Below are 617 nucleotides of genomic sequence, written 5' to 3'. Positions count from 1 at the left end.
GCCGAGTCGAACGGTGGTGTCCGGGTGATGCCCCTCGGCGACTCCATCACCGAAGGCACCCAGGTCCCCGGCGGCTACCGCAACGGCCTCTGGCAACGACTCGCCACCGCCGGCTACCGCACCGACTTCGTCGGCAGCCAATACAACGGCCCCACCGCCCTCGGCGACCACGACCACGAAGGCCACCCCGGCTGGCGCATCGACCAGATCGACGCCAACATCACCACCTGGCTCACCCGCTACACCCCCCGCACCGTCCTGCTGCACATCGGCACCAACGACATCCTGCAGAACTACAACGTCTCCACCGCACCCAACCGCCTCTCCACCCTCATCGACCACATCACCACCACCGCCCCCACCGCCGACATCTTCATCGCCACCCTCATCCCCCTGGCCAACACCGGCCAGGAAAACGCCGCCCGCACCTTCAACGCCACCCTCCCCGGCATGATCCAGACCAAGGCCAACGCCGGTAAACACGTCCACCTCGTCGACATGCACAACGCCCTGACCACCAACGACCTCATCGACGGCATCCACCCCACCGCCGGCGGCTACGACAAAATGGCCGCCACCTGGTACAACGCCCTACGCGCCGTACCCGGCAGCATCGG

General features: G+C 67.1%; 1 protein-coding gene. It reads left to right on the top strand.

All coding sequences use genetic code 11. The features are described from left to right. Positions 1 to 617, top strand: a 617-nt coding sequence (locus Afe05nite_RS43540; RefSeq protein ID WP_239118643.1) for an SGNH/GDSL hydrolase family protein, incomplete at both ends; no start/stop codon positions are given.

Source organism: Paractinoplanes ferrugineus (assembly GCF_016862195.1).
Classification (GTDB): domain Bacteria; phylum Actinomycetota; class Actinomycetes; order Mycobacteriales; family Micromonosporaceae; genus Actinoplanes; species Actinoplanes ferrugineus.
This window is presented reverse-complemented; position numbering and strand designations above follow the sequence as displayed.